Annotated in this window: 22 protein-coding genes; 13 read left to right on the top strand and 9 right to left on the bottom strand. The window is 62.3% G+C overall.

Annotation, left to right across the window (positions count from 1 at the left end; genetic code table 11):
- The first annotated feature begins 333 nt into the window (after positions 1-333).
- The 4 genes from MPC4_RS00275 to MPC4_RS00260 all read left to right on the top strand — a co-directional run bounded on the left by MPC4_RS00275 (position 334) and on the right by MPC4_RS00260 (position 4,847).
- A complete protein-coding gene (locus MPC4_RS00275; RefSeq protein WP_174510763.1) occupies positions 334-1,587 on the top strand; it encodes an MFS transporter in 1,254 nt (417 codons plus the stop codon).
- A 110-nt stretch (positions 1,588-1,697) separates the two neighbouring features.
- Positions 1,698-2,642 (top strand): serine O-acetyltransferase EpsC, encoded by a 945-nt coding sequence (gene epsC, locus MPC4_RS00270; RefSeq protein ID WP_174510762.1) that lies wholly within the window; start codon positions 1,698-1,700, stop codon positions 2,640-2,642.
- Positions 2,643-2,786: 144 nt separating this feature from the next.
- Complete coding sequence (locus tag MPC4_RS00265; RefSeq protein ID WP_174510761.1) at positions 2,787-3,824, top strand: hypothetical protein; 1,038 nt, start codon at positions 2,787-2,789, stop codon at positions 3,822-3,824.
- 87 nt (positions 3,825-3,911) lie between these two features.
- Positions 3,912-4,847: an AEC family transporter gene (locus MPC4_RS00260; RefSeq protein WP_174510760.1), complete on the top strand. Its 936-nt coding sequence runs from the start codon at positions 3,912-3,914 to the stop codon at positions 4,845-4,847.
- Between the two features lie 75 nt (positions 4,848-4,922).
- Here MPC4_RS00260 and cysI read toward each other — a convergent pair whose 3' ends face one another.
- Positions 4,923-6,659, bottom strand: coding sequence for an assimilatory sulfite reductase (NADPH) hemoprotein subunit (cysI, locus tag MPC4_RS00255; protein ID WP_174510759.1), 1,737 nt, complete (start codon positions 6,657-6,659; stop codon positions 4,923-4,925).
- A 10-nt stretch (positions 6,660-6,669) separates the two neighbouring features.
- Positions 6,670-8,526, bottom strand: coding sequence for an assimilatory sulfite reductase (NADPH) flavoprotein subunit (locus tag MPC4_RS00250; RefSeq protein ID WP_174510758.1), 1,857 nt, complete (start codon positions 8,524-8,526; stop codon positions 6,670-6,672).
- Between the two features lie 708 nt (positions 8,527-9,234).
- Between MPC4_RS00250 and MPC4_RS00245 the strand changes: the two genes are divergently transcribed.
- The 4 genes from MPC4_RS00245 to MPC4_RS00230 all read left to right on the top strand — a co-directional run bounded on the left by MPC4_RS00245 (position 9,235) and on the right by MPC4_RS00230 (position 13,786).
- Positions 9,235-10,866, top strand: a complete 1,632-nt coding sequence (locus MPC4_RS00245; protein WP_174510757.1) for an L-lactate permease — start codon at positions 9,235-9,237, stop codon at positions 10,864-10,866.
- Positions 10,867-10,931: 65 nt separating this feature from the next.
- A complete protein-coding gene (locus MPC4_RS00240) occupies positions 10,932-11,684 on the top strand; it encodes a (Fe-S)-binding protein (RefSeq protein ID WP_174510756.1) in 753 nt (250 codons plus the stop codon).
- A gap of 3 nt (positions 11,685-11,687) precedes the next feature.
- On the top strand, positions 11,688-13,118 hold the full coding sequence (locus MPC4_RS00235) for a LutB/LldF family L-lactate oxidation iron-sulfur protein (protein ID WP_174510755.1): 1,431 nt from the start codon (positions 11,688-11,690) through the stop codon (positions 13,116-13,118).
- Positions 13,115-13,786 (top strand): LutC/YkgG family protein, encoded by a 672-nt coding sequence (locus MPC4_RS00230; protein ID WP_174510754.1) that lies wholly within the window; start codon positions 13,115-13,117, stop codon positions 13,784-13,786. The genes MPC4_RS00235 and MPC4_RS00230 overlap by 4 nt, the downstream gene beginning before the upstream one ends.
- Here the strand turns inward: MPC4_RS00230 and MPC4_RS00225 are convergent.
- Positions 13,774-14,391, bottom strand: coding sequence for a TetR/AcrR family transcriptional regulator (locus tag MPC4_RS00225; RefSeq protein WP_174510753.1), 618 nt, complete (start codon positions 14,389-14,391; stop codon positions 13,774-13,776). The genes MPC4_RS00230 and MPC4_RS00225 overlap by 13 nt on opposite strands.
- 131 nt (positions 14,392-14,522) lie before the next feature.
- On the opposite strand from MPC4_RS00225, the gene MPC4_RS00220 reads away from it, so the two are divergent.
- The 3 genes from MPC4_RS00220 (at position 14,523) to MPC4_RS00210 (ending at position 19,057) form a co-directional block, all read left to right on the top strand.
- On the top strand, positions 14,523-15,698 hold the full coding sequence (locus MPC4_RS00220; RefSeq protein ID WP_174510752.1) for an HlyD family secretion protein: 1,176 nt from the start codon (positions 14,523-14,525) through the stop codon (positions 15,696-15,698).
- Positions 15,695-17,362: a DHA2 family efflux MFS transporter permease subunit gene (locus MPC4_RS00215; protein WP_174510751.1), complete on the top strand. Its 1,668-nt coding sequence runs from the start codon at positions 15,695-15,697 to the stop codon at positions 17,360-17,362. The genes MPC4_RS00220 and MPC4_RS00215 overlap by 4 nt, the downstream gene beginning before the upstream one ends.
- Positions 17,363-17,536: 174 nt before the next feature.
- Positions 17,537-19,057, top strand: coding sequence for an efflux transporter outer membrane subunit (locus MPC4_RS00210; protein WP_174510750.1), 1,521 nt, complete (start codon positions 17,537-17,539; stop codon positions 19,055-19,057).
- Between the two features lie 69 nt (positions 19,058-19,126).
- On the opposite strand, the gene MPC4_RS00205 is transcribed toward MPC4_RS00210, so the two are convergent.
- Positions 19,127-19,549, bottom strand: coding sequence for a hypothetical protein (locus MPC4_RS00205; protein ID WP_174510749.1), 423 nt, complete (start codon positions 19,547-19,549; stop codon positions 19,127-19,129).
- Between the two features lie 152 nt (positions 19,550-19,701).
- Between MPC4_RS00205 and MPC4_RS00200 the strand changes: the two genes are divergently transcribed.
- Entirely contained in the window at positions 19,702-20,364 is a 663-nt protein-coding gene (locus MPC4_RS00200; RefSeq protein ID WP_174510748.1) for a histidine phosphatase family protein, read from the top strand.
- 3 nt (positions 20,365-20,367) lie between these two features.
- On the opposite strand, the gene MPC4_RS00195 is transcribed toward MPC4_RS00200, so the two are convergent.
- Positions 20,368-20,874: a DUF6790 family protein gene (locus MPC4_RS00195; protein ID WP_174510747.1), complete on the bottom strand. Its 507-nt coding sequence runs from the start codon at positions 20,872-20,874 to the stop codon at positions 20,368-20,370.
- A 9-nt stretch (positions 20,875-20,883) separates the two neighbouring features.
- Complete coding sequence (locus MPC4_RS00190) at positions 20,884-21,882, bottom strand: zinc-dependent alcohol dehydrogenase family protein (RefSeq protein WP_174510746.1); 999 nt, start codon at positions 21,880-21,882, stop codon at positions 20,884-20,886.
- 259 nt (positions 21,883-22,141) lie between these two features.
- On the opposite strand from MPC4_RS00190, the gene MPC4_RS00185 reads away from it, so the two are divergent.
- Positions 22,142-22,483: a DUF5335 domain-containing protein gene (locus tag MPC4_RS00185; RefSeq protein WP_134490113.1), complete on the top strand. Its 342-nt coding sequence runs from the start codon at positions 22,142-22,144 to the stop codon at positions 22,481-22,483.
- A gap of 28 nt (positions 22,484-22,511) precedes the next feature.
- Here MPC4_RS00185 and MPC4_RS00180 read toward each other — a convergent pair whose 3' ends face one another.
- From MPC4_RS00180 to MPC4_RS00170, 3 genes are all read right to left on the bottom strand, one after another.
- The gene (locus tag MPC4_RS00180) at positions 22,512-24,071 is read right to left on the bottom strand and encodes a cyclic nucleotide-binding domain-containing protein (RefSeq protein ID WP_174510745.1); all 1,560 of its coding nucleotides are present in this window, start codon (positions 24,069-24,071) and stop codon (positions 22,512-22,514) included.
- Between the two features lie 68 nt (positions 24,072-24,139).
- Entirely contained in the window at positions 24,140-24,496 is a 357-nt protein-coding gene (locus MPC4_RS00175; RefSeq protein ID WP_134490117.1) for a hypothetical protein, read from the bottom strand.
- A 210-nt stretch (positions 24,497-24,706) separates the two neighbouring features.
- On the bottom strand, positions 24,707-25,114 hold the full coding sequence (locus MPC4_RS00170) for a GlcG/HbpS family heme-binding protein (RefSeq protein ID WP_174510744.1): 408 nt from the start codon (positions 25,112-25,114) through the stop codon (positions 24,707-24,709).
- Positions 25,115-25,340 lie beyond the last annotated feature (226 nt).

Genomic DNA, 25,340 nt, shown 5'->3' with positions numbered 1-25,340 from the left:
ATAAGAGAAGCAACTTTCCGAAAATGGCCGCTACGCCGCCACTTGGCCGCCACTTGGCCGCGCGGGCTGAGCCCGTGCAGGAGTTTCAAGAATGTCGAAAAAAGAGCTTGCCGGCATCAGTCCTTATCAGGGACCAGCCGGCGGATGGGACGCGCTTCAAGCGGTTCTCCGCTCGGCGAGCGCGGGCGTGAGGAGACAGCGGCGCGGCGCCGCGTAGTTCAGCCTGCTCGACCCGCTTTGGGGCCTGCGTTGAGCAATCGGCGCAGCTTCTCCATATTCAAGGCCAAGCCGCTTCGGCGCGTATGGCCACGCGCCACCGCCTAAAGAGACGACATGACGCAAGCCTCGGCTGAAACTCCGCAAGCCAGCGCGCCTTTGCAGGCCGGAGCGCCGATTCTGCGGCGGCAAAATCTGCGGCTTTTCGTCAGCGCCCGCATGGCGATGACCTTCGCCATGCAGATGCAGAATGTCGCCATCGGCTGGTATGTCTATGCGCTGACGAACGACCCTTTGAGCCTCGGCCTAGTCGGCCTTGCCCAGTTCCTCCCGGCGATCCTTTTCATCCTGGCGACCGGCCACGCCGCCGACCGGTTCGATCGCCGCCACGTCGTCATCATCTGCCTCGTGGCGCAGGCTCTGGCTTCGATCGCCCTTTTGCCGGTTATTTTCAGCGCCTCGCCAAAGGTCTGGCCGATCTACGCCATCGTCTTCGCTCTCGGCTCCGCGCGATCTTTCTCCCAGCCGGCGCTGGCCGCGCTGCTGCCCGACATCGTCTCTCTGGACGCTTTTCCGCGCGCGGTCGCCCTTTCGACCTCTTCGCTGCAGGCCGCCACCATCATCGGTCCGGCGGTCGGCGGCCTGCTTCTCGCCTGGAACGGCGTCGCCCTGTTCTGCCTCGCCGCGACGCTCAACGCCATCGCAGCGCCGTTGATCGCGGGCGTTACAGCGCGGCCGGCGCGGCGCGACCCGAACGAGGCGACGGGCCTCAAGCGCCTGCTGGCGGGGTTTTCCTATCTGCGCGGCAATCGCTTTCTTCTCGGCGCGATTTCACTCGATCTTTTCGCCGTGCTGTTTGGCGGCGTCACCGCGCTTTTGCCGATTTTCGCGCGCGACATCCTTCAGGTCGGCCCGGCGGGACTTGGCCTCCTGCGCAGCGGCCCGGCTATGGGCGCCGTCATCGTCGGATTGATCCTCGCCCGCCATCCGCTGCGGCGGAGCGTCGGCGCCATCATGCTATGGTCCGTCGCGGCCTATGGCGTCGCGACGATCGTGTTTGCATTTTCAACCTCGATATGGCTTTCGGTCGCGGCGATGATCGCCTTCGGCGGGTTCGACATGATCAGCATGGTGATCCGCCAGACCATGATCCAGCTCGGCACGCCGGAAGCCATGCGAGGGCGCGTCAGCGCCATCAATCATGTGTTTATCGGAGCCTCCAATCAGCTTGGCGATTTCGAGTCGAGCGTCGCCGCGGTCTTTCTCGGCGCCGCCGGGGCGGCGATCTTCGGCGGCGTCGGCGCCCTTCTGGTCGTCGCCTTCTGGGCCTGGCGCTTTCCGGAGTTACGGCGCGCCGACCGGCTTGAATGAGAGACGCCGAACGATACGTTTATTCCATCGACTAGCTTCACTGTCTGCCCTAAAAAGCGCTTAACGCGAACAAGGCATTCGGTTGGACTTCGTACAATGAGGGTCGCAGGATGAACCCGGAAATCAAAAAAAGGCGCGCTCGCGAGATCGATCGCCCCACGTGGAACATCGAGGCGATCGTCGCGGAGCTGCGCGACATACGGATCAAGGATCACGAAACGCGCGAGGGGCCGGCCAAGCTGCCCTCACGCAAGATACTGGTACGCATTATGGAAGGCCTCGCCGCCGCGCTGTTTCCGAACCGCCTCGGCACGTGCAGGATCACTTGCGAGGGGGTCGATTTCTATGTCGGCCATACACTCGACGTCAATCTGACGGAATTGCTGGAGCAGCTTCGGCTCGAATTCGAGTTCACGTCCGGCGCCGCCCTGATCATCGACTCGCCATCCGACCTCGCGGCCGCCGTCGTATCCGCTTTCGCAAAAGAGCTGCCGAAAGCCCGCGCGCTGCTCGACACCGATATCCGCGCCGCCTATGACGGCGATCCCGCTGCGCGCAGCATCGACGAAGTGCTGATCTGCTATCCTGGCGTCACCGCGATCCTGCATCATCGGCTCGCGCATGTTCTGTACAAGCTCGGCGCGCCGCTGCTGGCGCGGATGATCGCCGAAATCGCGCATTCATCGACCGGCATCGACATTCATCCGGGCGCCGAGATCGGCGAGAGCTTTTTTATCGACCACGGCACCGGCGTCGTCATCGGAGAAACGACCATCATCGGCAAGAATGTGCGGCTCTATCAGGCCGTGACGCTGGGCGCGAAGCGCTTCCCGACGGACGAGCATGGCGCGCTCGTCAAGGGCGGGGCGCGTCACCCGATCGTCGAGGACGATGTCGTCGTCTACGCCGGCGCGACCATTCTCGGCCGCGTCACCATCGGCCGGGGCTCGTCGATCGGCGGCAATGTCTGGCTGACCCGCAGCGTGCCTCCCGGCAGCACGATCTCCCAGGCGCAGGTGCGCAGCGAAGATTTCCACGACGGCGCCGGAATTTGATCCGGCTCCCGCCACTGATCGCCGCTGGATTGCTGCGTGGCAGCAGTGAAGGCTGGCTGAAGCTTATCGCCCTAACCTGTGAGATGGCCACTAATCGCCATTTCAGCTATGATCAGACTGCCACGCTAATCATCCTGAGATAAAATGCGGCAATATTCATCGTTAGCGAATAGGGCAAACACACGCCTGCCGGTCGTCCATATGGTGGCGCATCAGCTGTGCTTCACTGTACATGACGTGCTGACACAGTTACTTATCTCCGGTCAAAAAGCTTCAGCTTTCAAATCGGTTATCCAGTTCCGCGATGAAGCGGATCGCTCGGATTTGGAGAAAGCGGACGACATCTTCGTCTGGCTGGAGCAGTCTAGCCGTGTGGATGAGCGCGCTAACCTTCTTACTACCATCGTCTTCCCAGCTGTGCTTGGCGACATGCTCCACTGCTTCTACGAGGCTTTAGAGGCGTCGCGAAAAGGAAAGCTGAACATCACTTTCATGTTGGTGCGTAAGCCTCTCCAAGAGAGTGTGTTCCTTCTTGAGTGTATCATAGCTAATCAACACGACTTCGCTCAAAAATTGACCTCAGACCCGGCGAAGCTTTACAGCCAAGCAGCAGGAGGCATAAATGTCCATAATGAGAGGATCAAGAAGGTTCTTAGTGCGTTGGAGGAAGACCACCGTTTCAATGCTGAATACCTTGCTCGACTTCGATACGACAAGGAAGCACGGGATGGATTCGATGGTGTTTGCAACAAGGCTATGCACCTATTTGCGACTCATAAAGCTATCCGTACCGAGCCGCTGAACATTAACTTTATCTTCTCGGATGCGGGCAGCATGCTGACACAGTGGCGCTATCTCTATAGCCGCCTGCCTTATCTCCTCGTCTACATCCACTGTATCGTGGAGCACATTTTTGCAAGCATCATACCGACCGATCCCGCATATCTCCGAAACATGGACAGAAGGATCTCTGCTCTCGTCATTCTTTGGTGGGACAGTGTGGAGCCTCTCTACGCTGAACCCCATTTGCGTAATTTTGTCATGAAGACACGGGATTCGCTTTTTGAGCATTGTCGAGCGGCGGGCTATCGTGCTCCTAGCCCCTCTGATCTTGCAGAGATGGCCGACTCGGGTGCCTATCCCGGTGAATGTGAAGACTTCCACGACGGCGCCGGAATTTGATCCGGCTCCCGCCACTGATCGCCGTTGGATTGTTGCGCCGCAGCGGCTAAGCCTTGCCGCGGCTCCTCGCTCCCGACCAGGCGCAACATGCTCTCTACCTTCGGCGTCGTCTTCCCGATTTTCGCGCTGATCCTCACCGGCTATCTCAGCCGGCGGCTCGGCGCGCTCGGGCCGGACGCCTCGCGCGAACTGAACCGCTTCGTTGTTTTTCTGGCGCTGCCCGCGCTGCTATTTGACATCATGGCCCATGCGAGTTGGGCGGCTGTGTATCAGCCCGGCTTCATCGCCGTCTTTGGCTTCAGCTGTACCGCCGCTTTCGCGGTGACCGTCGCTCTTCGACTGCGCGCGCGACGGCCTCTCGCCGACGCCAGCATCGACGGGCTGAACGCCGCTTACGGCAACACCGGCTATATCGGCATTCCGCTCTGCCTTGTCGCCCTCGGGCCGGCCAGCCAGACCGGGGCCGTCATCGCGACGATCTTCACCGCCTGCGTCCTCTTCGGCGGCGCGATCATTCTGGTTGAAATTGGTCTGCAGGCCGAAAAACGCGTTGGGCCTCTGGCGCTGAAGGTGGCCAGATCATTGGCGCGCAATCCGCTTGTGATCGCGCCGGCGCTCGGCTCCCTCGTCGCCGCTTCCGGCTTTGCAATTCCAGATCACGCGGAAATATTCTTCAAGCTGCTCGGCGGCGCGGCCTCTCCTTGCGCGCTCGTCGCGCTCGGATTGTTTTTCGCCGGCAAGAGCGCGCCAAAAAAACGCGATGACGGCGCCGTCGGCCTTCTCATCGTCCTGAAACTCGTCGGCCAGCCCGCGCTTGCCTGGCTGCTGGCTCGATACGTCTTCGCCCTGTCGCCGATCGCCGCCAGGACGGCCGTACTGATGGCGGCGCTGCCGACCGGCACCGGCGCTTTCATGCTCGCCGAATATTACCGGCGGGAGGCCGACGTCACCTCCGCCGTCATCCTCTTTTCGACGATTGCATCCTTGCTGACGATTTCGGCTTATCTGGCGTTCGGGGGTTGATAGGCGGAGGGCGCCGCCCTGCTCATCAACGCGGGTAGTACAGGATGAGAGCTCCTGGCGCGCCAAACGCAGCCCTCAATCATTGAACTCCCGCCCCGCGCGCACCTCTTTCACATAGCCGGCGCGGATGGTGAAATCGCCGAAATGTTCTCCGGGCGTGCGGTCGCGCGCATAATGAGCGGCGATCTCGCTGATCGCGGCGAGGATCGCCTCTTCGCCGACGTTTTCGAGATACATCTTGTTGAGGCGCTGGCCAAAGAAGCCGCCGCCGAAATAAAGGTTGTATTTTCCGGGCGCGCGGCCGGTGAGGGCGATTTCGGCGACATACGGCCTTGCGCAGCCGTTGGGGCAGCCGGTCATACGGATGGTGATCGGTTCTTGCTCCAGCCCATTCGCCGCGAGGATTTTTTCGATCCTGGTCACCAACGCGGGCAGATAGCGCTCGCTTTCGGCCATGGCGAGGCCGCAGGTCGGCAGGGCGACGCAGGCCATGGAGTTGAGGCGCAAGAGGCTCTGGTCATTGCGATGATCCAGCCCATACGCCTTCAACAGTGCGGCGATCTTCGATTTCTCCTTCTCCGGAATATCGGCGATCACGACATTCTGGTTGGGCGTCAGCCGGAACGTTCCCTGATGAACCTCGGCAATGGCGCGTAAACCATCGAGAAGCGCGAGATTCTCGCGGTTGACGATCCGCCCGTTCTCGACGAAGAGCGTGAAATGATGGCGGCCATCCTCGCCCTTGGCCCAGCCATAGGCGTCGCCATTGGTTGTCAAGGCGAAGGGGCGCGCCGGCGCCAGCGCGAAGCCCATGCGCCGCTCAATCTCCGCCTTCACCCAATCCAGCCCGAGATCGTCGATCGTATATTTGAAGCGGGCATGGGCGCGCGTCACGCGATCGCCATGATCGCGCTGGACGCCGATCACCGCGTCCGTCGCCGCGAGCAGCCTGTCCTTGGGAATGAATCCGATGACGTCGCCAAGCCGCGGATAGGTTTCAGGCGCCTGATCGGTGCGGCCCATGCCGCCGCCGATGGTGATGTTGAAGCCTTGAAGCCGGCCGTTTTCGGCTATGGCGATGAAGCCGAGGTCCTGCGTATAGACGTCGATGTCGTTGATCGGCGGAATGACGAAGCCGATCTTGAATTTTCTCGGCAGATATTGCTTGCCGAGGAAGGGCTCTTCGGGCTCCGACGTCGCAACGCGCTCCTCGCCGTACCAGATCTCATGATAGGCGCGCATATTGGGCATGGCGTGTTCGCTGAGCCGCTTCGCCGCGTCGTAAACCTCCGCGTGCAGCGAAGACAGGCCCGGATTGACGGAGGCCATGACGCCGCGCACGACGTCGCCGCAGGCGGCGATGGTGTCGATCAGAACCTCGTGCAGGCCGCGTATCGTGTCCTTGAGGTCGTTCTTCAACACCCAGTGAAACTGGAACGTCTGGCGGGTCGTCACGCGCAGCGAGCCATTGCCATAGGCCCGCGCGAGTTCGTCGAGCTTTCGCCATTGCGCGGGCGTGCAGACGCCGCCGGGAAGCCGCAGGCGGATCAGAAAGGAATAGGCTGGTTCGAGCTTCTGGCGGCGCCTCTCGTCGCGCAGGTCGCGATCGTCCTGCACGTAAATGCCGTGGAACTTCATGAGCTTGGCGTTGTCCTCGCCGCTGACGGCGCCGGTGATCGCGTCGAGAAGTCCCTCTTTGATCGTGCCGCGCAGATAATCGCTTCTGACCTTCATCCGCTCGTCGGGGCTGAGCCTGTCGAGCGGCTGGGAGATATCGCGGCTGCGGTCCGGATGGGGCAGGCTCTTCGTCATCGCAAAATCCTCAATAGACGTCGCGCTGATAGCGATGATCGCTCAGCAAGCCGCGCATATAGTGCTCGGCCGCGTCATGCGATCGTTTGCCATGCGTCTCGACGACGGAAATCAGAGCGGCGTGCACATCGGGCGCGAGCTTCGCCGCGTCGCCGCAGACGTAGACGTGCGCGCCCTCCTCCAGCCATGCGAAGACCTCGCGCCCGCCCTCGACGAGCCGATGCTGCACATATGCCTTGTTGGTCCGATCACGCGAGAAGGCGACGTCCATGCGCGACAAAACCTTGTCCTTGAGATAGGCCTGCCACTCGAGCTGATACAGAAAGTCGGTGCGGAAATTACGCTCGCCGAAGAATAGCCACGAGCGTCCTGTGGCGCCGCGCGCTTCGCGCTCCTGCATGAAGGACCGGTAGGGCGCGACGCCCGTGCCGGCGCCGATCATGATGATCGGAACGTCGTCGGCCGGCAGGCGAAAATGCGGATTGGACTGGATGTAGACCGGCGCCGTCGTGTCCGGCGCGGCGCGATCGGCGAGATGGCCGGACGCCACGCCGGCGCGGGGCTCGCCGTGCAGCATATAACGCACGGAGGAAACCGTGAGATGCGCTTCGCCGGGATTGGCTGCAAGGCTCGACGCGATCGAATAAAGGCGCGGCTGCAGCGGCCTCAGGCCCGCCAAAAAAGCTTCGGCTGAAACGCCGGGAGCCGGAAAGGCGCGGATGACGTCGATAATATGATTTTCGCGCAGATAGGCGGCGCGCGCTTCGGCGTGATCGTCGCCGGCGAGCTTGCTCAGCTCGGTTGCGCCGGAAATCTCGGCCCAATGTTCGATGAACCGCGGCGTCGCGGCGGTGATTTCAAATTTTGCCGCGAGCGCCTCGGCGAGCGGCGCCTCGCCGTCCTTCAACGCAAGCGGCGCCGAAAGATCAAGGCCGAGGACGCCCCCGATCTTCTCGACAAGGGCCGGATCGTTGCGAGGAAAAACCCCGAGCGCGTCGCCTGGCTCATAAGTGAGGCCCGAGCCCATCAACGAAACTTCGATATGACGCGTTTCCTTGGTCGAGCCGCGGCTGGTCAATATCAGATTGTCATTGATCGTCGCCGCGAAAGGGTTGCGCTTGTCGAAGACGGCCGGCGCCGGCCTTGCGCTCGTCAGGGCGGCGGCGATCGCGTGCTGCGCCGATTTGCCCTCGCTCAGCGCAAGCCGCGCCAGCGCGTCGGCGATCCAGGCGGCCGCCGGATCATCGTAATCGACGTCGCAGTCGACGCGCGGGATAAGCCGCTCCGCGCCAAGCTCTTCAAAGCGGCGGTCGAGCCGCTTGCCGGCCTCGCAATATTTCTCGTAGGTTGAATCGCCGAGCGCCAGCACGCCGAAACGCACGCCCTCCAGCGTCGGCGCCTTGCGTCCTTCGAGAAATTCAAAGAACGCCATTGCCGGCTGCGGCGGGTCGCCCTCGCCGTAAGTGCTTGCGATGATGAGAAGATCCTGCTCTTCCTTGAGGCGGCGCGGCTTATAGTCGCCCATGTCGACGACGCTCGCCTCAAGGCCGAGGGCCTTTGCTTCAGCGGCGGCGGTCCGCGCGAGAGCGGCGCTGTTGCCTGTTTCCGAACCGAAAAGGATTGTCAGCGTGCGCGCGGCGGCGGCCGTCGAAGGCGCCATTTCCGGGGGCGGCGTGACCGAGGCCGCTGGCGCGTCAGGGAGCGCCGTCGAAGTTTCGGCGCGGGCCGCTTCTATCCCGGCGAAATAGCCGCTGAGCCAAAGCGCCTGGCGTGGGCTTAAAGTCGCCGAGAGCGCATTGAGCTGCTCCCATTGCTGCGCGCTCAGCAGCCCGGGGCCTAGGAACTTCGAGGGGTCAACGCGTTGCAAATTCGCCGTCCTGATTTCACATAAAAATCCAGATATATACTTTAATTCTCGGATTTATTCTGTCTGTTTCTATCCGATGCGGCTATCCAAGGGCAAGATGATTATTCGTTGGCGGCCAAATCCGCTTTCAGACTGATCGAAAAATAGCGCCTCGCGACGAGGCGAGTGCGCGTCTTGCCAAGCAACCTTCCCTTCGATAACCTTGAAACCGTCGCATGCCGCGCGCCCCTGCCACAAATGCACGCTGGTTCAGTTATCTGCGAATCCTTTCGGCAGAATTGACGCTGCTTTCGTGTGCGCGCCGCGCACAAAAGGCGCCCTGCGGGGATGCGCGAACAAACGATGCGGGAGGCCGTTCTTAGGCGGCTTCTGAAACTGGCGAAGGGTCGAAACTTATCGCCCTGGCGGAGAAAACACGAATGTGGCGGCAGGTCTGTGATCCGTTTGGCGCCCCCGTAGCGTCGCTTCTCCCTCGCCAAGCCGCCATTCCTTTCTCTCCTCGGGTCGGTCACTCTCCTTCGCCAAAACCAGCGCACACGCTGGCTCTGTCTTGATAATGTCATCAGGAATGGGTTTTGAAGCGCCCATGAGCGACGCTGCCTGTCTCGCGCGCGACTCGACGCGGCGAGCCGCCGCACCGCGCGTAATTGCCGAACTGTTCCGCGCACGTAACAAGACGATCGACAAGAAATAAAACGGGGAGGAAATATGTTCCATCAATTGCTGACGCCGGTTGCGGGCAACCTGGCCTTGTCCTTTGTGGTCGCGGCTGTGCCGATCGTCGTCGTGCTGGTCATGCTCGGCGTGTTGCGCCGCCCGGCATGGCAGGCCTCGCTGGGCGGACTCGTCGTCGCCTTTTTCATCGCTGTCCTCGTCTGGCGATTTCCGGTCCCGCTCGCCCTCAACAGCATTGTCGCGGGCGCGGTGTTCGCTCTATGGCCGGTGATGTGGATCGTCTTTAACGCGCTGTTGCTCTATAATATTTCGGTCATATCCGGCCGTTTTGATGCGTTCCGCGATTGGGTTCTGAACCACCTGCCGAATGACCGCCGAATCGTGCTGGTTGTCATCGGCTTCTGTTTCGGCTGTCTCCTCGAAGGCATCTCCGGCTTCGGCACGCCGGTCGCGATCACCAGCGCCTTGCTGATCCTCGTCGGCTTTCCGGCGCTCGAGGCGCTCACCTTCACGCTGATTTTCAACACGGCGCCCGTCGCGTTCGGCGCGCTCGGCGCGCCCGTCACGGTGCTTGGCCAGGTCACAGGCCTCTCGCCGGTGACGCTCGGCGCCATGATCGGGCGGCAGCTGCCGTTTATAGCGATGCTGCTGCCGTTCTACGTCATGGCGATCTACGGCGGGATGCGCTCGGTGCGCGCCTTGTGGCCCGTGCTGGCCGTCGCGGGAGGCAGCTTTGCGTTCGGCCAGTTCGTCTCCTCGAACTATCTCGACTATGCGCTGACCGATGTGCTCTCATCGCTCACCGCGTTGATCGCGACGCTGGCTTTCCTCCGCGTCTGGAAGCCCGCGCCCGACCCGGAGTTTTCGGTTTCGCTCCGGACCGTTCAAACAGGCGGCGCCGATCTCGCCCCGAAAGCGCATGGAAGTCAGATGTCCGCGTGGCAGGGATGGCTGCCCTGGCTCATTGTCTCGGCGGTCGTGATCGTTTGGACCCATCTCAAGGTGTTCACGATCGGCCAGCAGTCGATTCCATGGCCCGGCCTGCACAATGAGGTGCTTATCACTCTCTACAATAACAAGCCTTACGCCGCGAACTGGGTGTTCCAGCCACTGGCGACAGGCACCGCGATCCTGCTGTCCACGATCCTCACCGCCGCCCTCGTCGGCGTCGGCCCTCGCCGGTTCATCGGGTGCATTGGCACTACCTGGCGGCAGAGTCGACTCGCCATTCTGACCGTCGCCCTGATCGTGGGGCTCGCCTATCTGATGAACTACTCAGGGCTGAATTACACGCTGGGCCTTGGCGTCGCCTCAATGGGGTTCATCTTTCCGCTTGTCTCGCCGTTCCTCGGCTGGATCGCGGTGTTCCTCTCCGGCAGCGACACATCAGGCAACGCGCTGTTTGGCAACTTGCAGGTCGTGGCGGCCAATCAGCTTGGCCTCAATCCCGTGCTCATCGCGGCCACCAACTCCTCGGGCGGGGTGATGGGCAAGATGATCTCGCCGCAGAACATTTCGACCGGCGCTTCGGTGACCGATCTTAAAGGGCAGGAGGGCGTGGTCTTCGCGCGCACTTTCAAGCACAGCATTGTGCTGACCCTGCTGCTTGGGCTCATCGTGTTGGTGCAGCAGTATGTCACGCCGTGGATGATTCCGGTTCATTAAGCGAGAAAACTTGCCTCGCAACGCCGCAGGCCTATGATTCACGTGGATGATGCTGCATTAAGCCCATGCTCAAGGTCGGACTTTTCGTCACATGCCTTGCCGATATGTTCCGGCCGCGCATGGCGTTCGCCGCGCTCGCCCTTCTGGAGCGCGCCGGATGCGAGGTGATTGCGCCACGCCTTCAGACCTGCTGCGGCCAGCCGGCCTTTAATTCGGGAGATTCGGCCGACGCGCGCAAAATCGCCAAAAAGGTCATCGCCGCCTTCGAGGATTTCGATTATGTCGTGGCGCCTTCAGGCTCCTGCATGGGCATGATCAAGCTGCATTATCCGGAGCTTTTCGCAGACGATCCTCTGTGGCGCCCGCGCGCGGAAAATCTGGCGGCCAAGGGATATGAGCTGATCAGCTTCCTCGTCGACATTTGCCGCTATCGCCCCGAGGGCGTGAAGCTGCGGGCGAGCGCCACTTACCATGATACCTGTTCCGGCCTGCGCGAACTCAAAGTCGAACGGCAGCCGCGCGCTCTTCTCGCCGACGTCGAAGGCTTGATCCTGACGCCGCTGCCCGAGGTTCAATCCTGCTGCGGCTTCGGCGGCACATTCTGCGTCAAATATCCGTCGATCTCGAATGCGATCGTCGAAGCGAAGGCAAAAAACATCGAATCGACGCAGGCCGACCTGCTTCTTGGCGGCGATCTCGGCTGCCTCATGAACATGGCCGGTAAACTGCACCGGCGCGGCTCCCGCGTCCGCGCTTTTCACGTCGCCGAAATCCTTGCCGGCATGGGCAATGGTCCGGCGATCGGCGAGGAAGCCTAAGCAATGTCAGCTCCAGCGCACGCGGCATCCGTCGATTCCTTCAAGGCGCGCGCCGACGCCGCGCTCGCAGACCCCAATCTCAAGATCGCGATCGACCGCACGACGCGCACGGCGCGGCAAAAGCGCGAGGCCGCCGTCGCCGATTGGCCGGGTTTTGCAAAAGCCCGCGATCTCGGCCGCCGCATCAAGGATCACGTGATCGAAAACCTCGATCATTATCTGATCGAGTTCGAGCGCAACGCCCGCGCCTCCGGCGCCGTCGTGCATTATGCCGCGACCGCGGACGAGGCCTGCCGCATCGTCATCGGCATTTGCCGGGACGCAAAGGCGCAGACGGTGACGCGCTCCAAGTCGATGCTGGGCGAAGAGATTGGGCTGCCCCATGCGATGGACGAAGCCGGCTTGACGCGCGTCGAGACCGATCTTGCCGAGCACATCGTCCAGCTTGCCCATGACCGGCCCTCGCACATCATCTGGCCCGCCCTGCATCACAAGCGCGAAGACATCGCCGCGCTGTTTCGCGAGCATCACCACATGCCTCTCAACGGCGACGACGTCGGCTCCATGGTCGAAAGCGCAAGGCGCGAATTACGCGGCAGCTTTCTCGGCGCGGATGTGGGGATCAGCGGCGCGAACTTTCTCATCGCCGACAGCGGCGCCGTCTGCACCGTCACGAATGAAGGCAATGCCGAGCTGACGACGACCATCCCGCGCGTCCATATCGTGACGGCGGGCATCGAAAAGCTCGTGCCGAGCCTCTCCCACGCTTTCGTGCTTTTGCGTTTGCTGGTGCGCTCGGCGACGGGCGCCGACATTACCCAATATACGACCTTCCATTGCGGCCCAAAGCAGTCCGGCGACCTCGACGGACCGCGCGAATTCCATATCGTTCTCGTCGACAACGGCCGCACGCGTATGCTGGCGCAGGGCCTTGCCGCGATGCTGCGCTGCGTGCGCTGCGGGGCCTGCATGAACCATTGCGTCGTCTACAATGAAATCGGCGGCCATGCCTATGGCGGCGTCTATCCGGGACCGATGGGCTCGGTGCTGACTCCGGTTCTCGACGGCCTGGCGAAGTCGCGCGATTTGCCGAATGCCTGCACCCTCAACGGCCGCTGTCAGGAAGTCTGTCCGGTCGACATTCCATTGCCGACGATGTTGCGGGGATGGCGCGAAAAAAGCTGGGCCGAAGGGCTGGAGCCGAAGACGCAGCGCAGCTTTCTCGGATTATGGGCGTTCGCCGCCACCTATCCGTTCCTTTACCGCATCGGAACGCGGCTCGCGATCCGGGCGATCCGGCTCTTTGCCAAGGAAGGCTGGATCAGCAAACTGCCCCTGGCTTCCGGCTGGACCCGCTATCGCGATTTCCCCAAGCCGCCCGCGCGCAGCTTTTTTGAGGACTACCGCGCGCACAACCGAAAGACTCCCTCTTGAGCGTAAGGGAGGAAATTCTGGCCGCGATCCGGCGCAACCTGCGCCGCGAAGCAAATGACCCGGCCGAGATCGCGGCGCAGGCCGCTGCGCTGGCGCTGGAATCGAACGAGAGCCGCCCCCGCCTTCCCGGCGGCGATGTCGTGGACGCCTTCGCCGCGCGGCTTGTCTCAGCCAAGGTCGTCGGCGCCAGCGTCGATCGCATCGGCAAGCTTGAAGACACACCGGCCGCGGTCGCCCGCTATTGTGACGCTCACGGCCTCGAACATGCGCTGGCGTTGCAGCCCGATCCGGATTTGCGGCGGCTCGACTGGAGCGGCTTTACCCTCAAGACGGCGATCGCCGGCGATGAAAGGCTCGCCGTCGCAAAGGCGCGCTGGGCCATCGCAGAGACTGGAACCTTCGTGTTCCACTCGGGACCCACGTCTGCGACCTTACTGTCCTTCCTGCCGCTGCATCACATCTGCGTTATCGAACGCGAGCGGATCCTTCTCTACCTCGAAGATTATGCGCTGGCCGAAAAGGGCGCCGGGGCGCCTCGCAATGTGAATCTCATCACCGGCGCGAGCGGCACGGCTGACATCGAGGGGACGCTCGTCAGAGGCGCGCATGGCCCCAAGTTTCTTCACGCGATCATCATAGATGCGCGGGCCTCGATTCAGACGCCATAGCGCGCCATAAACAGAGCGACGGCCTCTTTTGCGTGGCTCGACCGCTGCGTGTCGGAAAACACTGCCCCCCCAACCAGGCTCAGACATTGGTGATGGGCGATGACGGCGCCGAGAAAGAGCCTCGCGGCCAGATCGGCATCGGCGCAACGCAGCTCCCCGCGTTTGGTCGCCGCCTCGAGATAGCCCGTGATCCGATTAAGGACGCGGCCTGGACCCTGCGCATAGAAAATGCGGCCAAGGTCTGGCTCCCTCGGCGCCTCCGCCACAACGACCCTATAGAGACAAAGCGAATCCGCGCTGCTGAGGAAGCGCAGGAGGTTCAGCGCCAAATCGAGGAGAACTTTCTCGGGCCGACCAGATAATTCGCTCTCCTCGCCGCCTGTGATGCGCAAAGAGCGGCGCCGCACGACCTCGGAAAACATCGCTTCTTTGGAGCCAAAGTGCCTGTAGAGCGTTTCCTTTGAGGCGCCCGCGCGCGCGGCAATGATCTGCATCGTCGTCTCAGCATAACCGCGCTCAAGAAACACATCCTCAGCAACAGCGGCGATCTCGTCACGGCGTTTGTCGCCGCGCGGCACCCGCTTTGCTTGAGAGAGAATGGACATCGTTGACTTGCATGCTTTCACGCTGTAACCGTACCAAAGAGTTCGGTTGATAGATGCTATGCACCGGAATAGGCCCTTCGCGCAAGCCTTATTGGTTTGAGCAGCATCCCCCAGGTTCGACGGATTGCAAGATGGATCGACAATCAGAGACTGAGCTGTTGCGCGAATACGGTGAGAAGGCCCCCGAGGCCGACGCCCCCGAACTGGCGGAGGAGGATCGTCCGACAGGGGAAGAGGACGACACCCCATCTGAAGACACGGCGCAGCCTCCCAAGAAGAAGCGCTCCTTCCTGCTTGTCGGTTTCCTTGTCATCGCGGCGCTCGTCGCGGGCGGCGCTTATCTCTATTTGTCGACGCGCGATATTCAATCAACGGACGACGCCTATACCGACGGCCGCGCAGTGACGATTGCGCCGCAGATCTCGGGACTCGTCGTCTCGCTTGATGTCAGCGACAATCAGTTCGTGCGCAAGGGCGAGGCGCTGATCCATATTGATCCGAGGCAATATATCCAGAATCGCGATTCCGCCCAGGGCGCGCTTGATCTCGCCAAGGCGCAGCTCGCTGGCCTCAAACTCGGCGCGGAAGTGGCGCGGAAGAATTTCCCGGCGCAATTGAAGCAGGCGCAGGCGCAGCTTGCCTCCGCGCAGGCCGCCGCCGCGAGGGCGCAAGCCGATTATCAACGCCAGCGCAGCCTGCCGAAGCCGGCGACAACTCAGCAGGAAGTCGACGCCGCCACCGCGGCGCTGCGCCAGGCCGAAGCTCAGGTGGCGCTCGCCGAAGCGCAGGTGGCGCAGGCAGAGCCCGTGCCGCAACGGATCGGCCAGGCCGACGCGGAAGTCGGCCAGCTCCATGGCCAGGTCGAACAGGCTCAGGCAAAACTCGATCAGGCGAATTTGAACCTCGAGTGGACTGTCGTGCGGGCGCCGCAGGACGGCTGGATCACCAAACGCAACGTCGAGGTCGGCAATTATGTGACGCCCGGCCAGTCGATCTTCTCGATCGTCTCGCCGGATGTCTGGGTGACGGCCAATTTCAAGGAAACCCAGCTCGACCGCATTCGTCCGGGCCAGCCGGTCGACATTGAAGTCGACGCCTATCCCCATCTTGATCTGAAGGGCCACGTCGACAGCATTCAGCTGGGATCGGGATCGAAATTCACGGCCTTCCCGCCAGAGAATGCGACCGGTAATTTCGTGAAGATCGTTCAGCGCGTGCCGGTCAAAATCGTCATCGACAGCGGCCTCGATCCAAAACTGCCGCTTCCCCTCGGCGTCTCCGTCGTGCCGACGGTGAAGCTGAAATGAGCGCGGCCGTTGCGCGGGCCGCCGGCTCGCCCGGGGCAAGATCGCGCGAGGCTGGCGCAAAGGGCTCAAAGTCCCGTGCGGCAGCCCATTCGCACGGACATGAGGCGGAGGCCGCATGGAAGCCGGGACACAATCCATGGGCGATCGCCGTCGTCGTCACCTTGGCGGCGTTCATGGAAATCCTCGACACGACGATCGTCAATGTCGCGCTGCCGCATATCGCCGGCAGCCTCTCATCGAGCAACGATGAGGCGACCTGGGCTCTCACCTCTTATCTCGTCGCCAACGGCATCGTTCTGACGATTTCAGGCTGGCTCAGCTCGGTCATCGGCCGCAAGCGCTATTTCATCATCTGCATCTCGATGTTCACCGTGTGCTCGTTTCTCTGCGGCATCGCGGACAGCCTGCCGCAGCTCGTCGCCTTCCGCCTGCTGCAGGGCTTTTTCGGCGGCGGCATGCAGCCGAGCCAGCAGGCGATCATCCTCGACACATTTCCGCCCGAAAAACGCGGCGCAGCGTTCGGCGTGACGGCGATTGCAACCATCGTCGCCCCCGTGCTCGGACCGACCCTTGGCGGCCTCATTACCGACACTTACAACTGGCGCTGGATTTTCTTCGCCAATCTGCCGGTTGGCCTGATCACCGTGTTCTTCGTCTCCGTTCTGGTCGAGGACCCGCCCTGGGCAAAACGGATGTCGCGGCGCATCGATGTCATCGGCCTCGCTCTGATTACGCTCGGCCTCGGCTGCCTGCAGGTGATGATGGACCGTGGCGAGGATGAAGATTGGTTCAGCTCATCCTTCATCCAGGTGATGGCGGGCCTCGCCATTTTCGGCATCATTGGCGCGATCGTCTGGCTCAAGGTCGCAAAGCATCCAATCGTCAATCTCGACGTCTTCAAAGACAAGAATTTTGCGATGGGGTGCGTCTGCATCTCCGCCGTCGGCGCCACTCTTTACGCAGGCGCCGTCGTCATTCCCCAATTCGCCCAAACGGTGATCAACTATAACGCGACCTGGTCGGGCCTCATTCTCTCTCCAGGCGGCATAGCGATCATCCTGCTGATCCCGATCATCGGCGTGGCGATGCGCTTCGTTCAGACCCGCCTCATCATCGCGACCGGATTCTTCGTCATGGGGGCGGCGTTTTTCTATTCGAGCCGCCTGACGCCGAACATCGATTTCTTCACGCTGGTGACGATGCGCGCGGCGCAGACCGCGGGACTTGCTTTTCTGTTCGTTCCGATCAGCACGATCGCCTATATCACCTTGCCGCGGCGCCTGAACGGCGATGCGACGGCGCTGTTCACCATGTTCCGCAACGTGTTCGGCTCGGTCGGAATCTCACTCGCGACGGCGATGATCACCGAGCGGACGCAAGCGCATCAGGCGCAGCTTTCGAAATGGGCGACGCCCTTCCATCAACCCTATAACGAGCTGGTCGCAAGTTACCAAAGAACGCTTGTCGGAATGGGACACGCGGCAGGCGCCGCGCACGACCTCGCGGTCGGAATGGTCTATCAGGCCTTCCGCGCCCAGGCGCAGATCCTCGCCTATTCCGATGTGTTCCTTTACGTGGGCGTCGTCGCCTTCTGCGTCGTGCCCTTCTGTTTCTTCCTGACCAACAAAAAGGCTGGCGGCGGTCCGGCCGCCGCGGTCCACTAGACTATGACGGCTTCAACAATGAAGTTCATTTTGATCGCTGTGATAATGCGGCAAAGCCGCCCTTTTTCGAAACCGCGTTCTTGATATGATGAATGACATTCTGAGTGCAGAGAAATGCGGGCGGGACTTGATTTCTGCGCGGACCGCGTCAGAACCCTTATGATCGGGACTTTTATGATCAAGAGACACGGCATAGGGTTGGCGGCGGCGACGCTGGCTTCTCTTTTGACGAGCGGCTGCTATTCCGTCGGACCGGATTTCACGCCGCCCGATCCATTGCTGCCGCGCGCCTCCTTTTTCGGCAAGCCCGTGGCGCGCAGCCAGGAGGAGAGAGCGGCGGACGCGGCGACGGCCGACGCCGCTCGCGCCCCCGCCGACGCCGCCTGGTGGAAGGCGTTTCATGATCCGACCCTGACCTCGCTCGTCAACCGCGTCGCGGACGCCAATCTTGACGTCGCGACGGCGACGCTGCGGCTCGGCGAGAGCCGCGACCAGCGCGGCGTCGCCGCCTCGGCGGCGCTGCCCTCGATCAACGGCAACGGCTCCTACCAGCGCGAACTCTACAGCAAGAACGGCGTCCTGAGCCTGGCCGGACCCAATCTGAACATACCGCCCGTTAGCGTCTGGCAGACCGGCTTTGACGCCTCGTGGGAGCTCGACATCTGGGGCCATGTCAGACGTCAGGTGGAGGCGGCCGATGCGCAGGTGGAGATGGCGGAATATCAGCGCCGGGACGTGCTCGTTTCAGCCTTCGCCGAAGTCGCGCGCGATTATGTGGCGCTGCGCGGCGCGCAGGCGCAGATCGCCATCGCCAACGACAATCTGAAGAGCGCCAGCGAAATTCTGGCGCTGACGCGCACACGCGCCGCCAAAGGATTGACGAGCGGCCTCGATGTCGAAAACGCCGCCGCGCTCGTTGAGAGCATCCGCGCGCAGTTGCCCAGCCTCGAAAACGAGGTCGACGTCGATATCAACGCGATCAGCCTGATCCTCGACGAACAGCCGGGCGCGTTGAAGGGCGAACTCGCGCGCGTGAAGCCGGCGGCGCCGACCCCGCCGCGAGCTCCGCTCGGGATTCCCTCGGAGCTGGCGCGGAGGCGCCCTGACATCAGGGCGGCGGAGGCGCAGCTGCATGCGGCGACCGCGAATATCGGCGTCGCCGTCGCCGATTTCTATCCGAGCGTCAAATTGAACGGCAATATCGAACTCAATGCGCTTTCCCTCAAAACGCTCTGGAAAGGCAGTTCGCTGCAATATATGGCTGGACCAGCCGTCGAGCTGCCGATTTTTGAGGGCGGCCGGCTGAAATCCACCCTCCAGCTGCGCACCAGCCAGGAACAGGAAGCCGCCATCAACTATCACAAGACCGTGCTTCAGGCCTGGCATGACGTCATCAATGCATTCAACGCTTACGGCGCCGAACAACGGCGGCGCGACAGCCTGAAGGCGGAGGTCGATCATTCGCGCGAAGCGCTGGCGCTGTCGCGCACACGTTACAACAATGGCGTCGCGGACTTCATCACCGTACTTGACGCGGAGCGCACTCTCCTTCAGGCGCAGCAGCAGCTTGCGCAAAGCACGACCAACGTCTCGACCAATCTCATCCAGCTCTACAAAGCGCTCGGCGGCGGCTGGGAGTCGACATTCCCGAATGAGCCGCCGCATCCCGCCGAGGCCGCGCTCTCGCTGGAATGACAGCGGCTCCCTTCATCGCAAGGGGACGATAGCTCGCGACGATCAGATTCGGCGGCTGGCGGAGCAGCCTCAGGCGGTTCCGACGCGACGCCCGAGCGTTGCGGCCGATTTCTCGGCAGGCCACTCGGACCCGATCCGAAGGTCTCGAACAAGAATCCGGCGCAAAGCTTCCGAAAGGAGATTGCTCAACGCCTCAGCTTCGCCATCGGCCTCGGAATGGGCGGTTCGCCGCGACATCCGCCGCCAGGCTTGATCAGCGGCGTCCAAGGCGAAATTCACCAGCGCGTTGACAATAAAACTCTCGGCGGAGACGCCTCTATGCGCTGCAACGGCGCGGATTTCATCGGAAAGGTCCGGCTCAACCCGATCAAGAATGAGCGTCGCAGGCAGCGACCCGGACCGCAAGCCGGCGATCAATTCGCGCAGCCGGAGAGGCTCTTCCTCGCCTATTCTGATCTCACCGCCGATCGGGGCAAAGTCGAATATCAGCATGATCGTCCCGGCTCCAGCTAGAGCATTGGCCATTGAAGCGACACGCAGCTAGCATAGCATTAACGGATCCTCTCAGCCAAAGTTCATTTGGCGAAAAGTCAAATTCACACACGCCCTTCTCCATCCAACAGCATTGTCAGACGGAATTTTAGATGCCGACCAGATTTTGCCTGATCCGCCACGGTGAAACCGCTTGGAACGCGGCCGGCAGGTTGCAAGGCCATGTGGACATCCCCTTGAACCACGTCGGACGAGCGCAGGCGAAAGCGGCGGCAAGGACGCTCGCGACGCTGAGCTTTAATGCAATCTACAGCAGCGACCTTGCGCGCGCCTTGCAGACGGCGACGGACGCTTCGCCGGGCCTTGGCCTCGATATCGTGGCGACGCCGGCCTTGCGGGAACGCTGTCTTGGGGTGTTTCAAGGGCTGACGCACGCGGAGGCGCAAGCGCGCTACCCATCCGATTACGCCCGATTTCGCGCACGTGAACCGGACCACGCTCCGCCCGGCGGCGGCGAGAGCCTGCGCGATTTTTCAGCGCGCATCGAGGCGGCTTTGACGAGCGCTGCTGACCAGCGGCGCGGCGAGACGGTGCTTGTCGTGACGCATGGCGGCGTGCTTGACGTCGTGCGCCGGCTCGCGACGGGCCAGGGGCTTCAGGCGAAACGCGATTTCCCGCTGCTCAACGCCGCGCTGAACTGGATCGAGAGACGGGACGGCCGCTGGCTTTTGGTAAGCTGGGGAGAGACCGCCCATCTTGAGGCCGCGCGCGACGAGATTTTCGACGCGATGGCGGACCGCGTCGACGCAAGCTGAGCTTTATCGCCCTTTGGCGGGACGGCGCGGGCGCGACATGAGAAGAAGCGCTATGCTGGCGAGCGGGAGGATAATGTCGAGATAGAAGACCGGGCCGGCGTTGCCGGGAGCAAAATTTCCCGCGGCGATCATCTGCCGCACATGCCCGGCGGCGTCGCCGAGGAGAAAGATAGCATTGACCAGCACGGTCGCGGCCCGAAAGCCGAAGCTGGCGCGAAAAGCGGCGCAGCCGGCGACGCCGAACGCAAGGTCAGCCATGCCGACCTCGAACTGAAAGGGGCTGTTCTCCCAGCCAATGAATCGGGCGGTCATCTCGGGGTAGGCGAGATGGAAGAAGGCGCTCCACAAGCCGCCGATCCCGATCGGCAGAAGCAGCAGCCAGGAGAGCGTGCGCTCCGCCGCCGGACCTTTGCGATCCAATGCCGCGCAGGCCAGCGCTGCAATGAAGAGAACGCTCGAGAAATTCACCAGAACGAGACGAATGAGACTGCCAATGATTGACTGATCCATGCTCACGTCTCACGTGGAAATGTCTGGCGGCGCGAGCACGGCGGCGCCAGAAATGCGGCCATGGCGCAGATCCTCGAGCGCCTCGTTGGCGCGCTCCAGCGGATAGAGGGTGGTCGAGGTTTTGACCGGAACCTCCGGGGCGAGGGCGAGAAACTCCTCAGCGTCCCGCCGCGTCAGATTTGCGACGGAGCGGATCATCCGCTCCTCCCAGAGATCGGCATAGGGAAAGGCCGGTATGTCGCTCATGTGAATGCCGCCGCAAACGACGGTTCCGCCCTTCGCCAGCGCGCGCAGCGCGGCCGGAACCAGCGCCCCGACGGGAGCGAAAATCAGCGCGGCGTCGAGAGGCGCGGGCGGCGCCGTCAAGGAGCCGCCGGCCCAGACTGCGCCGCATTCACGGGCAAAAGCCTCGGCCCCCTCATCACCCGGCCGGGTGAAGGCATAGATCTCCCAGCCCTGATGCTTTGCGACCTGCGTGATGATATGCGCTGCGGCGCCGAAGCCGTAAATGCCAAGGCGACGTCCTTCGCCGGCAAGCCGCAAAGACCGGTAGCCGATCAGCCCTGCGCACATCAGCGGCGACGCCGCGACGTCGGAATAAGCGTCTGGCAGCAAAAAACTGAAGCGCTCGTCGGCGACGGTGAATTGCGCAAAGCCGCCGTCGATGTCGTAACCGGTAAAACGCGCCTTGTCGCATAGGTTTTCACGGCCGGACCGGCAGAAATCGCAAACGCCGCAGGTCCAGCCAAGCCAGGGCACGCCGACGCGATCGCCGAGCTTGAAGCGCGTCACTTTCGCGCCGAGGCCCGCCACCACGCCGGTAATCTCGTGTCCAGGAATGAGCGGCAGTTTCGGCCGCGTCAGTTCCCCGTCGATGATATGGAGGTCCGTGCGGCACACGGCGCAGGCGCGCACCTTGATCAGCAGTTGATGCTCGTCCGGCCGCGGCGGCGCAACCTCCTTCAGAGAGAGGGGTTTGCCGGGACCTTCAAAAATCATCGCTTTCATCGGCGCAACATCCGTTTTCACCCAAGACTCATGGCGGCGCCAACTATCGCCCCGAGCGCGAGCGTCTCAAATCCCAATCCTTCATTTTTCCCCTTCTATGACGCGGCGTCGACCTCAAGCCTGTGCTGGCCAGCCTCGGTTTGGCGCGCTAGTCTGCGTCCCGGTTTGTCTTATCGCAAACGCGGGCGAGCTTGGGGCGCTACACTTCGAAAAGTTCTTCGGATCGAACGCCTCGAATAATTCAGGCAGGGAGATTGTCATGACCGCGAAAAAACTCGAAAAAGCCGAATGGGGTCCATATTTCGACCATCTGAGCAAGACGCTGAAAGGCGCGCAGGCGGAGATCGAAGTCGCATCCCTAAAGCTCGGCGACCAGGTTGAAGCCTCGTGGCTGCCGCTCATCGGCCTCGTCTACGACCCTAAGGATAACATCATCGAAGTCGCGCTCGATGGGATCGATCATCTGATCGCCAAGCCCCGCGATGTTTTTGTCGACGCCGGAGAGGAAGCGCTGGCAAGCGTCGAAATCGTCGATGGAGACGATAACCGGCAGATCGTCAGGTTCCGGCAGCCGCTCGCCTTGCCGCCGCCGGCAAGGTAATCGGCAGCGCAGGCTTCTCTCGTCATCCTCAGCGTGAGGAGGACAGGTCGAGCTGGAACAATTCTCTGATGCGATCCGCCAGGCGCTTTGCGGAATGCTCGGCGCGGCCTGACCCGGCGGCTTCGTCCGCCGCCTGCATGGCGCGGCGGCGGGCCAGGGCCTGCCCCAGCTCCTGCGAAAGGGTCAGGCGCTCACGCAGAACGGGAGCAAGATCGTCCGCCTTGATTTCGTAGACGACCGCGTGGGTCAGCGCCCTGATCGTGCCGTGCTGCGGCTCTCCGAGCAAAAGACCGCCTTCACCGAAATAATCGCCGGGCGCGAGCCGCACCAATTCATGTTCGCGCCCGTTCACTTCATGATAAAGCGCAAGCGCGCCCGACTGCAGGATGGCGAGCGTTTGCGACACGGCGCCGCGCTCGATCACAGCCTCGCCGGCCGCGTATTCCGTACGTTTCATCTTTTCGGCGAGCAAGGTCATGTGCTCATTGCCGAGCGAGGAGAACAACGGCAGATTCTTGATGATTCGCTCGGGCGTCCGCATTGGCTGCGTCGCCTCCGCGCCCGCCGCAGGCGGCAAGACGTCCCCCTGGGCCGGAGCAAACTTCAGTCCAGCCGCCGCGGCGTGCCGGAAAACGCGATCCAGAACTTCATTTCGCGCGTCGTCGACAACCGACCGGTTGGGAATGCGATATCTCAGCTCCAGCTCGATCGCGGACGCGCTGAGCGACTTGATCGCGACGTTAGGGGCGGGATCATGCAGGATGACGTTGCAACTCGCCAGCACCTCGAGGGCGATATCGACGAAATGCGAGGGCGGAATGGTCGGCTCGAGCCGCACGGCGGTTGTGACGACATGCGCCTCGTCGGGATAGCTGACGTTGATGAGCTTGGCTTTGGCGAGAACGCTGTTCGGTATGATCGCAAGATCATGGCTTGCGGTCAGGAAATGAACGGCCTGCCAATTGGCTTCGACGATCTTGCCCTCGATTCCGCCGTCGATGATGATCCAGTCGCCGATGCGATACGATCGTCCAAGATTGATCGCAATGCCTGAAAAAACGTCCGCGAGGGTGCTCTGAAGGGCAAGACCTGCGATGATGGCGACGGCGCCCGACGTCGCGAAAAGCGCGCCGACGGGAACATTGAAGACGTTACCGACAATCGCCAAAAGAACGCCGAGGTAAATCAGGCCGGCGATCAGCTGCTGGAACAGCCGGCTCTCGTGCGGCCTTCGCTCAAAGATTACAAAGGCGTCGACGATGCCGACGAGACTTCGCGCCAGCGCGACCCACCATAAAATCTCGAGGAGATAAACGCCGGTCTGGCCCGTCGCGCCTGGCGCGGGCTCGCCGCTTGGCAGATAAGGCTCGATTCCCTGACTGACGAGAACGGCGGTAAGCGCAATAAAAAGCCCGATCCTCCCGGCAAGCCGCCACATTGCGTCGCGCCGGAAGGATAATATGAGCAGGGAAAGCGCCGCGACGAAAAGAGCTGCGATCGCGACAGCGATCTGCGGATGGTTGGCGATCACCGGCGGCCAGGGCGGCACGTGTCTTTGACTTTCTCCGGCCAGCGGCTCAGATCGCATTTATCCCGCAACCGCGGGCCGCCTCCGCCTCAGCGCCTTTTCATGCGAGGGGACGCCGGGCCGCCTGGTCAGAACAGGATCGGATAAGAGGCTAGAGAAATTTTCCGGTTCGGCGCAACCGTAAAATACTCCAGTCCGGATTTCTTTTGCTTCGGTTCGAAGACTTCACGACAGGCAGGACTGAGATCGCTGACATGCTGGATCAAACATTCTTTGATGCGCTCCGCGTCCGGAATATAGGCCTGACACAAATTCAGCGCGTCTGGCGTGCAGGCCTCGCGCTCCTCAGGGGTTCCCTCAAGTCCCTGCGCGCAGGCGGCCGAAGCCGAAAAAGCGAAGATCACGCCAAGCAGGCCGCCGCGTTTCGCCCGCGCCGCTCTTACTGATGGATTGGCTGCCGCCAGCCCGGTATCCGCCTCACCCATTTACATCTCCGATCAATGCGGTCGCCGCGGCGGTCCTTTGTCCCTTGCGAGCGACGTTCTCGTTTGACTTCTGTTATGAAAGCAAGTCGTGGATGACCCCAATCGGTTTGTCAATTTCCGTCCGGCCAAAGACACGTTGAAGCCAGTGAAACGCCGCGGCCATGAAATGGATGCGAGGAGCGGCGCCTTACCGATCGAGGGGCCTTGACGTCACAGCTTTGCCGCGACCTCGACCCCGGCCCGCGCAATCTGCTCGTCCTCCGAGGATTGCACTCCCGAAATGCCGATGGCGCCGACGACTCGGCCCTCGTTGAGCAAAGGCAGGCCGCCCTGGATCGGCGTGGCCCCCGGAAGCGTCAGCATCACCGCGCGGCCGCCGGCGACAGCCTCTTCGATGCTTTTCGTCGACCGCTTGAACAGGAAGGCGGTGCGCGCCTTCTCCTGCGACACGGCGACGGAGCCAATGCCTGCGTCGTCGAGACGCTGCAAATAAATGAGGTTGCCGCCATCATCGACGATGGAAATCGTGACGTTCCAGTTGTTTTTCAGCGCTTCGGCTTCCGCCGCCGCCGCGATCGCCTTGGCGTCGGCAAGGGTCAGGCTCTTTTTCGTGAACATGGCTTTTCTTCCCTTCGTGTCGGCTCGATGGCGGTCCTTGCGCCTTCATCCGTCTCGCGAGATCGGATATTGTCCCCGCGCCGCGCGGCCGAGCTTCGGCCGGTTTTAACGCGCCCCGACGCGCTTCCACAAGCGCCCCTCGCGCCGGCGTTTCATTTATCGGCTGCGACTGATCAGCGCCAGGCGCGGCGACGGCGCTGTTCGGCGCAAGGCGGATTTGCGTTTC

This window comes from Methylocella tundrae, from assembly GCF_901905185.1.
Taxonomy (GTDB): domain Bacteria; phylum Pseudomonadota; class Alphaproteobacteria; order Rhizobiales; family Beijerinckiaceae; genus Methylocapsa; species Methylocapsa tundrae.
This window is presented reverse-complemented; position numbering and strand designations above follow the sequence as displayed.